10 protein-coding genes are annotated in these 8,785 nt (G+C 65.5%); all 10 read right to left on the bottom strand.

Annotation, left to right across the window (positions count from 1 at the left end; all coding sequences use genetic code 11):
* A complete protein-coding gene (locus tag EOJ32_RS05655; protein ID WP_240542503.1) occupies positions 1–1,257 on the bottom strand; it encodes an amino acid ABC transporter permease in 1,257 nt (418 codons plus the stop codon).
* Between the two features lie 120 nt (positions 1,258–1,377).
* Entirely contained in the window at positions 1,378–2,403 is a 1,026-nt protein-coding gene (locus EOJ32_RS05650) for an amino acid ABC transporter substrate-binding protein (protein WP_045982139.1), read from the bottom strand.
* Between the two features lie 169 nt (positions 2,404–2,572).
* Positions 2,573–3,286, bottom strand: a complete 714-nt coding sequence (locus EOJ32_RS05645; protein ID WP_045982140.1) for an ATP12 family chaperone protein — start codon at positions 3,284–3,286, stop codon at positions 2,573–2,575.
* Positions 3,283–3,939 carry an HAD-IA family hydrolase gene (locus EOJ32_RS05640; protein WP_127897951.1) on the bottom strand — a complete coding sequence of 219 codons (657 nt, stop codon included), beginning with the start codon at positions 3,937–3,939 and terminating at the stop codon, positions 3,283–3,285. Before EOJ32_RS05640 ends, EOJ32_RS05645 begins: the two co-directional genes overlap by 4 nt.
* Positions 3,936–4,991, bottom strand: coding sequence for an RluA family pseudouridine synthase (locus EOJ32_RS05635; protein ID WP_127897950.1), 1,056 nt, complete (start codon positions 4,989–4,991; stop codon positions 3,936–3,938). The genes EOJ32_RS05640 and EOJ32_RS05635 overlap by 4 nt, the downstream gene beginning before the upstream one ends.
* Positions 4,988–5,347: a fluoride efflux transporter CrcB gene (gene crcB, locus EOJ32_RS05630; protein WP_127897949.1), complete on the bottom strand. Its 360-nt coding sequence runs from the start codon at positions 5,345–5,347 to the stop codon at positions 4,988–4,990. Before crcB ends, EOJ32_RS05635 begins: the two co-directional genes overlap by 4 nt.
* Before the next feature lie 32 nt (positions 5,348–5,379).
* Positions 5,380–6,696, bottom strand: coding sequence for a replication-associated recombination protein A (locus EOJ32_RS05625; protein WP_045982144.1), 1,317 nt, complete (start codon positions 6,694–6,696; stop codon positions 5,380–5,382).
* Between the two features lie 63 nt (positions 6,697–6,759).
* Complete coding sequence (locus EOJ32_RS05620; protein ID WP_045982145.1) at positions 6,760–7,350, bottom strand: acyl-homoserine-lactone synthase; 591 nt, start codon at positions 7,348–7,350, stop codon at positions 6,760–6,762.
* 61 nt (positions 7,351–7,411) lie between these two features.
* The gene (locus EOJ32_RS05615) at positions 7,412–8,023 is read right to left on the bottom strand and encodes an autoinducer binding domain-containing protein (protein WP_045982146.1); all 612 of its coding nucleotides are present in this window, start codon (positions 8,021–8,023) and stop codon (positions 7,412–7,414) included.
* 298 nt (positions 8,024–8,321) lie between these two features.
* The gene (gene rplQ, locus EOJ32_RS05610) at positions 8,322–8,741 is read right to left on the bottom strand and encodes a 50S ribosomal protein L17 (protein ID WP_042247916.1); all 420 of its coding nucleotides are present in this window, start codon (positions 8,739–8,741) and stop codon (positions 8,322–8,324) included.
* Between the last annotated feature and the right edge of the window lie 44 nt (positions 8,742–8,785).

The following is an 8,785-nucleotide window of genomic DNA, read 5'->3' as shown; positions in this document are numbered from 1 at the left end:
TCACCGCTCCTTCAGTTTGACGCGGGCGTTGAAGACGTTCATCCCGGCGGAAATGATCAGGCTGAGGGCCAGATAGGTCAGCATCATCAGCACGATGGCCTCCAGCTCGCGGCCGGTCTGGTTCAGCGTGGTCCCCCCCAGGGTGCCGCGCAGGTCCATGTAGCCCACGGCAATCGCCAGCGAACTGTTCTTGGTCAGGTTCAGGTACTGAGAGATCAGCGGCGGAATGATCACGCGCAGCGCCTGCGGCAGGATCACCAGGCTCATGGTGCGGTTCGGGCGCAGGCCCAGGGCGAATGCCGCCTCGGACTGGCCGCGGCTGACGGCCAGGATGCCGGCGCGCACGATCTCGGCGATGAAGGCGGCGGTGTACAGCGTCAGCGCCAGCCACAGCGCGACCAGCGAGTTCGACACGTTCAGCCCACCGGTGAAGTTGAAGCCCTGCAGCGTGGGCGGCTCCAGATGCAGGCCGAAATACCAGATCAGCAGCAGCGACGGCACGATCATCACCGCCAGCGACATCCACCAGGTGGTGGGCCGACTGCCGGTGCGGTCCTGCACGTTCTGCGCCCAGGACGCGATCATGCGGCGTGCGAACCACCCCCCGACCAGCACCACGACAAAAGCGATGGTGGCCCAGTTGAAGGTGATGCGCGCGCCCAGGTCCAGGCTGCCCGGATCGTTCGTCATCGCCAGCGTGGGCAGCGCGGTATAGCGATTGGTCAGCGCCACGTGGTCAAAGAGGATCATCCCCGATGTCGCGGCCTCGCCGCGGAATGCGTTGGGCGGCGGCAGGATCTCGGTGAAGATCGCATAGACGATCAGGATCCACAGCAGCAGCGGCATGTTGCGGAAGATCTCGACAAAGACGGTCATCAGCCGGGCGAACAGCCAGTTCTTGGACAGGCGCGACACGCCCACGATCACGCCCAGGACCGTCGCCGCGATGCAGCCCAGCACCGCCACGATCAGCGTGTTCAGCAGGCCCACGACCGATGCGCGCAGGTGCGAATCGTCGGCGGTATAGGGGATCGGCGTCTGCGGGATGTCATAGCCCGCGCGCTGGAACAGGAACCCGAAATCGAAGCTCTTGCCCATCAGGGCCAGGTTGCGGATCGTGTTGTCGACCAGCCACCATGCGGCGGCCATGACCAGAATGAACACGATGACCTGAAATGTCAGGGACCGATACCGCTGGTCGTTGACCAGCATGCTCAGCCGGAACGGCGGCGTCGCCGTTGCCCGGATGTCCGTCATCTTTCTTACCCCTGTCGCCTGCCATCGGCTTTGCGCCGTTTTTCGCTTGGGCAGGATTATCGTTGATGGAGGGTCGGGGTCGGGCCCGTCATGGGTCCGACCCCCTGTCGTGTCAGCCGATCAGCGGAACGGCGGTGCGTAGAGCAGGCCGCCCTGGGTCCACTGCGCGTTCAGGCCGCGGGCCAGGCCGATCGGGGTCTGCTCGCCGATGTTGGCGGCAAAGATCTCGCCATAGTTGCCGCCCGCCAGGATGGCGCGACGCGCCCATTCGGCGTCCAGGCCCATCATCGCGCCCAGCTCGTCCGTGGTGCCCAGAAGGCGCTGAACCTCGGGGTTCTCGGACGACCGGACCAGCTCCTCGATGTTGCGCGAGGTCACGCCGTATTCTTCGGCGGCGATCAGCGCGTTCAGGGTCCAGCGGGCGATGTCGCCCCAGTTGCTGTCGCCGTGGCGCACGGCCGGCCCAAGGGGTTCCTTGGAGATGATCTCGGGCAGGATGATGTGGGTTTCCGGGTCGGCAAAGGCCGCACGGGTGGCCGCAAGGCCCGACGCGTCGGTGGTATAGGCGTCGCAGGCGCCGGCCATGTACTGCTGCTCGCCCTCGGCATTGCTGTCGATGTTGACCGGCGTATAGGTCATGTTGTTGGCGCGGAAATAGTCGGCCAAGTTCAGCTCGGTCGTGGTGCCGGTCTGGATGCAGATCGTCGCGCCGTCCAGTTCCTTGGCCGAGGTCACGCCCAGATCGGACCGGACCATGAAGCCTTGGCCGTCATAATAGTTCACCCCGATGAAATCCAGCTTCAGGTCGGTGTCGCGCGAATAGGTCCAGGTCGAGTTGCGGGCCAGGACGTCCACCTCGCCCGACGACAGCGCGGTAAAGCGCGTCTGGCCGGTGGTCGGCACGAATTTGACCTTGGCGGGATCGCCCAGGACGGCTGCGGCCAGCGCGCGGCAGAACGCGACGTCAAAGCCGGTCCAGTTACCGCTGGCGTCGGGCGCTGCGAATCCGACCAGGCCGGTGTTGACGCCGCAGTTCAGCTCGCCGCGCTCCTTGACCTGGGCCAGCGTCGACCCCTCCTGGGCCATGCCCATGCCTGCCAGCAGGGTCGCCGCGGCCGCCGTCCCCAGGAAAACCGATTTTTTCATAGTTACCTCTGTGTTGGAGCGCCCGCGGCCGATCGGTCCGCGAACGCTGATGCGGACCCTTCGGGGGGTCCTTGTCGGCATAGCACGACAGCGGCTGCCGTCCTATTAGGCGGTATTGTGCCGATACAAGTTGCCGCGTCAAGAACCCCGTCCGGTCACGCAAGCGCTTTCAACCCCGGCGGGACAGGCTCCACAGCCGTTCTGCCGAAAGTATGGACAGGCGCCGGCCCTCGGCCGCCTCGGCCGCCTCTTCGTCCGCGCCCCATCGTTCGGCCTGGAAATCCTCGTCGATGCGGGACAGGCGGTGCGCCTCGGCTCCGTCGATGCGACCCTCGATCACCGCCAGGCCCAGGATCAGCGATCCTGGAATCGTCACCAGATCGTGCAGCGCAGTCAGCCCCCACTGGTCCTGCGCGCGTACCCGCGCATGCAGGCGGTCAAGCGCACCCTGGTCCTGATCGATGGGAATCACCCCCTGCGTGACCCGCAGCGGCGCGTCCAGATGCCGGGCAGACCAGTCGATCAGCGGATCCCATTCGCGCGCCTGCAGGTCGATCAGCGATTGCGGATCGGTTGCCCGATAGGACAGCAGATCGGTGCCGCCATAATTGGCAAGCATGGCCGCGACCGCATCGAATTGCGGGGCCACCTTCTCTACGGCAGAGTTCACGGCGCGGGTCAGCGGCATGGTCTGCGGCGCGATCACCTCGCCCTGGGCCAGCCATTCGTCGGCTACGGCGCGGGCCAGCGCCTCGGTCGGCAGGACCAGCGCATGCTTTCCGGGCGTCCGCAGAACGCGGCTGTCCAGCATGATCTCGAACCCGCCATCCGCGGGTCGCAGGTCCGCATCGGTCCAGAACCTGCGCGCCTTCCATTCGCTCATGCCGCCCACTCCTCGATGGCCGTTTTCAGTCCGGTGAAATCGTCCAGGATCCGGATCGCCCCGGCATCCTGCAGCGCATGCGCGGGGTGATAGCCCCAGCTGACGCCGAAACCGGCCAGCCCGGCCGCCCGCGCCATCTCCATGTCAAAGCTGGTATCGCCGACCATGACGGCGCGTCCGGCCTCGGTCCCCGTCTCGGCCAGGGCCGCGTGCAGCATCGAGGGATGCGGCTTGGAGGGATGCCCGTCCGCCGTCTGCAGGCTGAGGAACCGCCCCTGCAGACCGTGCGCCGCGATCATCGCATCCAGGCCCCGGCGCGACTTGCCCGTCGCCACCGCCAGCAGCAGGTCGTCGCGGTCGGCCAGCCGGTCCAGGCATTCCATCGCGCCCGGATACAGCGGCGCGGCACTGTCCAGCCGCGCGCGCATGAAGCTTTCCTTGTAGCCCGCCACGATCCGCGCCTGCGTGTCCGCATCGACGTCGGGCGCCAACTGGGCGACCGCCACGGGCAGCGACAGCCCCACGATGGACAGGACCCGCGATTTCGGCAGCGGCGTCAGGCCGACCTGGTCAAAGGCAAAGCCCATCGCGTGGGTGATGTGGTTCTGGCTATCAACCAGCGTGCCGTCGACGTCAAAGACGACCAGCCTCATGCGTCATCCGCAAAGGGATCGTCGGGCACGTCGTTCTCTTGCCAGCCGACGGATTTCCAGGTCCTGCCCATATGGTCGGGCAAGGGCGCGGTGATGGTCATGCGTTTCTTGGTGATCGGATGGTCGAAGGTGATCGAGCGCGCGTGCAGGTGCAGCTTCTTGCTGATCTCTCCGCCCAGCTGCGCGCCCCAGCCATCGCCCAGATTCTCTTGCCCCGATCCGCCGTACTTGCCGTCGCCCACGATCGGATGGCCCAGTTCGGCCATATGGGCGCGCAGCTGATGGGTGCGGCCCGTGATCGGCACCAGCGCGCACCAGCTGGCCCGCGTGGCCAGCGCGTCCAGCACGGCGTAATCGGTCGTGGCGCGTTTCGCGCCCTCGGTCGCGTCGATGTCGCGGGGGTGGACGGCGATCATCTTCTCGTTGTCGCCGCCCCGGCCCTGCCCGCCCTTGACCAGGCCATAGCGGATCGTGCCCATCCGCGGATGCGGCACGCCCGCGACCGCCGCCCAATAGATCTTGCGCGTGGTGCGCGACCGGAACGCCTCGGACAGGGCCCGCGCCACGCGGTCGGTCCGCGCCAGCAGCAGGACGCCCGACGTGTCCTTGTCCAGCCGGTGCACCAGCTTGGGACGCTCCTTGAACCCGAACAGCAGCGCGGTGGTCAGGCCGTCGACGTGACGCCCGCCCAGCCCGCTGCCGCCCTGGCTGGGCAGACCTGGCGGCTTGTTCAGCGCGATGATGTGCTCGTCCTTCCACAGGACGGCGGCCTGGATCATCTCGGCATCGCTGTCGGTCACGCGCGGCCCAAGCGGGCGTTCGGACCGTTCGGCCGCGGGGCCGGGTTCGGGCAGCGGCGGCACGCGGACCTCCTGGCCCGGCGCGATGCGGGTGGCGGCCTTGACGCGCCCCCCGTCGATGCGCAGCTCTCCCTTGCGGCACATCTTCTCGATGGCCACCTGCGACAGCTGCGGGAAGCGTTTCTTCAGCCAGCGATCCAGCCGCATCTCTGCGTCGTCGTCGCCGACAATGATGGTCTGCACGGCACTCATGCCCAAATCCCTCGTCCCAAGGCCAGTCCGGCCATCACGGCCGCCAGCGACAGCAGGACCGAAAGCCCCACATAGGCCAGCGCCATGACGCCCTGACCCCGTTCCCACAACGTCAGCACATCCAGCGAAAAGGCCGAAAACGTCGTGAATCCCCCCAGCACGCCGGTCAGCAGGAACGGCGCCCAGGCATTGCCCAGCCTGTGCGCCAGCAATGCGGCCAGCAGCCCCATCACAAAGCTGCCCGCCACATTGACCAGCAGCGTCGCCGACCATGCCAGCGGCATGACGCGATAGATGGCATAGCGGCAGGTCGCCCCAAGGGCCCCGCCAATGGCGACTTGCAGAAAGGGGTTCATGCGCGCGTCTGTGTGGCCCCGCGCGCGCAAAGTCAACCGCCGCGCTTCAGCCGCTGGCTGACGAACCAGTCCAGGCGGCGTTTCAGCTCGCGTTCGAACCCGCGTTCGACGGGCGTGTAGAGGACTGGGCGCTTCAGCCCGTCGGGGAAATAGTTCTGGCCGCTGAACCCGTCCTCGGCGTCGTGGTCATAGGCATAGCCCGCGCCGTATCCCTGCTCCTTCATCATCTTGGTGGGCGCGTTCAGGATATGGGCGGGGGGCATCAGGCTGCCCGTGCGCCGGGCCTCAGCCCGAGCGTTCTTGTAGGCCGCGTATCCAGCATTCGATTTCGGCGCCAGCGCCAGATAGATGACCGCCTGGCCAAGGGCCAGTTCCCCCTCGGGCGAACCAAGCCGCTCGTACAGCGCCCAGGCATCCAGGCAGTGCCGGGCGGCGGCAGGATCGGCCAGGCCGATATCCTCGATCGCCATGCGCGTGATACGCCGCGCCAGATAGCGCGGGTCCTCTCCCCCCTCCAGCATGCGCGCCAGCCAGTACAGCGCGGCGTCCGGGTCACTGCCCCGCACCGACTTGTGCAGGGCCGAGATCAGGTTGAAATGCTCCTCGCCTGACTTGTCGTACTTGGGCGCACGTTTGTTCAGACGTTTCGCCAAGGCGTCGGGATCGACCTTGCCCTCGACCTTCCAGGCGGCCACCTGCTCGATCAGGTTCAGCGCGGCACGGCCGTCGCCATCGGCCATCTCCAGCAGGGTGTCGCGCGCCTGCGCCGTCAGGGGCAGCTTGCGTCCCAGCTCGCGTTCCGCGCGTTGCGCCAGCAGTTCCAGATCGGCCAGCGTCAGACGCTCCAGCACGACGACCTGGGCCCGCGACATGACCGCGGCGTTCAGCTCGAAGGACGGGTTCTCTGTCGTGGCGCCGACCAGAAGGATCGTGCCGTCCTCCATATGCGGCAGAAAGCTGTCCTGCTGCGCCTTGTTGAACCGGTGGATCTCGTCGACGAACAGCAGCGTGGCGCGACCCTGGCTCCGCCGCAGGCGGGCGGCGTCAAAGACCTTCCGCAGGTCGGGCACGCCGGTAAAGATGGCGCTGATCTGCACGAATGCCAGATCTGTCTCGTCCGCCAGCAGGCGGGCGATGGTCGTCTTGCCGACGCCCGGCGGGCCCCACAGGATCAGCGACGACAGGCTGCCCGATGCCAGCATGCTGCCAAGCGGCCCGTCGGGGCCCAGCACCTTCGCCTGACCGATGACCTCGGACAGGCGGGTGGGTCGGATGCGGTCGGCCAGCGGCCTTGCCCCCGTCCCGGACGGGGGGTCTGCCTGCGGTGCGGTATCGAACAGATCTGCCATGACGCGCCCATTCTAGGCATGTCCGGGCAGGCGCGACAGCCCTGTTCGCAGGGCCATCGACGGTCAGTGCATCTTGGTGGCCAAGTCGATCGCCACGCACTGGAACTCGCCGTCGTCGATGAACAGCGGACGCCCCAGGGCGACAGCGGACAGGCCGCAGCGGCCGTACCAGCGCGGCCAGTTCGACCCGGTCAGCGCGATCAGCTTGGTCGCGCCCATGTCACGGGCCGATCCGGTCATCGCCTCGACCATCTTGAAGTGCACCTTGCGCCGGTACATCTGCGGGATGGAGTGGCTGACGAACACGCGTGAGCATTCCCACACATGCGGGTCGACGGGCGCCTTCTCGAACAGCAGGTCCTGGGGAATGCTGCCGCCCAGGATCCCCTCCTGCGCGTCCCGGATCATGTAGGAATAGATGCCGCAGCGCGCGGTCGTCGGGGTCAGGCGGATTCCGGCCAGAACCTCGGTCCGGTCATGGATGGCGATCCAGCGGCTTTGCGGGGTGTCGTACTGGTCGAACTCCATATCCTCGGATTCGGGCAAATCCCAGTTCTTCTGGATAATGAAGCTCTGCTTGCGGGCGCGAAACAGGTTGGCAAACAATTCGCCGTGGTTGTGAAGATTTGAAAAAGAAAGTGTTGTCGTCTGCATCTGATACTCCTGGGGTGTGAGGGCACCCTTCCTCGCCTCGCGGACCCCTTGGGCGACACATCTACAGCAAACGGTATTCCTTGGCCCTCTGCAGCGCCTCGGCGGTCGTCCGCGCCTTCAGGCGTTCCCGGACAGAAATCAACCTTGCCTTGAACGCGCTTTCGGTAATGCCAAGCTTGGCAGCCGCTGCTGCATGACGATCCCCCTCCGCAATGCATCGAAGGGCTTCTTTCTGAGCCTTTGTCAGGCTCGCAGGCGGCTCGGTCATGTCGTGAAGCCGCCGTACCGTGGTCGAGATCTCCTCGATCTCGGCATCGGAAAGTTCGCGATCAGCGCGCGCGAAGGACGCGATGGTGCGCGATGCGATCGGACCGTGGGACACGGTCAGACCGAAGATCAGCCCGTGATCTGCGGCATCCTTGAGGATGTTGAACGGGTCTGGGATCGGCAGCGCGGACCACCGGCAGGCGCCGGTCGTCGAGAACCCCCAGGCGATTGTCGGATCGCGCAGGGCATAGCCGTTCTGGGAATAAAATTCGGACCATTTTTCGTCATAGGTCTGAAACTGCATCAGCGGTGCAGCGAAACGGATATGCAGCCCCACGAAATAGCCGGACAGGGCATGCTTGCCCAGCTTTCGGAGATCTGCATTTATGTCTGCACGAGATGACATGGCTTTTTGGATATGTTGAAATGATTGACGTCAAGGTTCAAACAAGTTGTGACCCATCGAAGTTTCGATTTGGTTAATGTCCTCGGCTTCGCGATAAAATACATCACCCTCCCTCGCGGAATCGGCGCTACGCTCACCAACATTCCGTCCGTGGATGATACATACGCGAAGCCACTCGCGGAAGGTGAAGAATTTTTCGTTCCTCGACGTCAACGCGTTTTGGCTGTGCTAAATTAGCAAACCCCGCCGCAATTTCTTGCGACGGGGTCTAAATCACTGGCCCATCCGGGCTGCGCGATCAGTCTTCGGCAGTGAATTCCGATTCCAGACGCGCACGGTCTGCGGCACCCTTGGCGCTGGTGTCGCGGTCGACCAGTTCGATGATCGCCATCGGCGCCATGTCGCCATAGCGGAAGCCGGCCTTCATGATGCGGACATAGCCGCCCTGACGGTCCTTGTAACGCTCACCCAGAACGTCGAACAGCTTGGCGACATGCATGTCCTGCTTCAGCTGGGCGTTCGCCTGGCGGCGGGCGTGCAGATCGCCGCGCTTGGCCAGCGTGATCAGCTTCTCGACGATCGGACGCAGTTCCTTGGCTTTCGGCAAGGTGGTCTTGATCTGCTCGTGCTCGATCAGCGAGCCGGACATGTTGGCGAACAGCGCCTTGCGGTGTTCGTGGGTACGGTTGAGGCGGCGATAGCCACGGGCGTGACGCATGATGATCTCCTACAGCGTGTTTTGCTTTGTCCGGCGGCCCATGC

The organism is Paracoccus sp. Arc7-R13 (assembly GCF_004010775.1).
GTDB lineage: Bacteria > Pseudomonadota > Alphaproteobacteria > Rhodobacterales > Rhodobacteraceae > Paracoccus > Paracoccus marcusii.
Note: the sequence above shows the minus strand (reverse complement) of the source record. Positions and strands in the feature narration are given on the sequence as shown.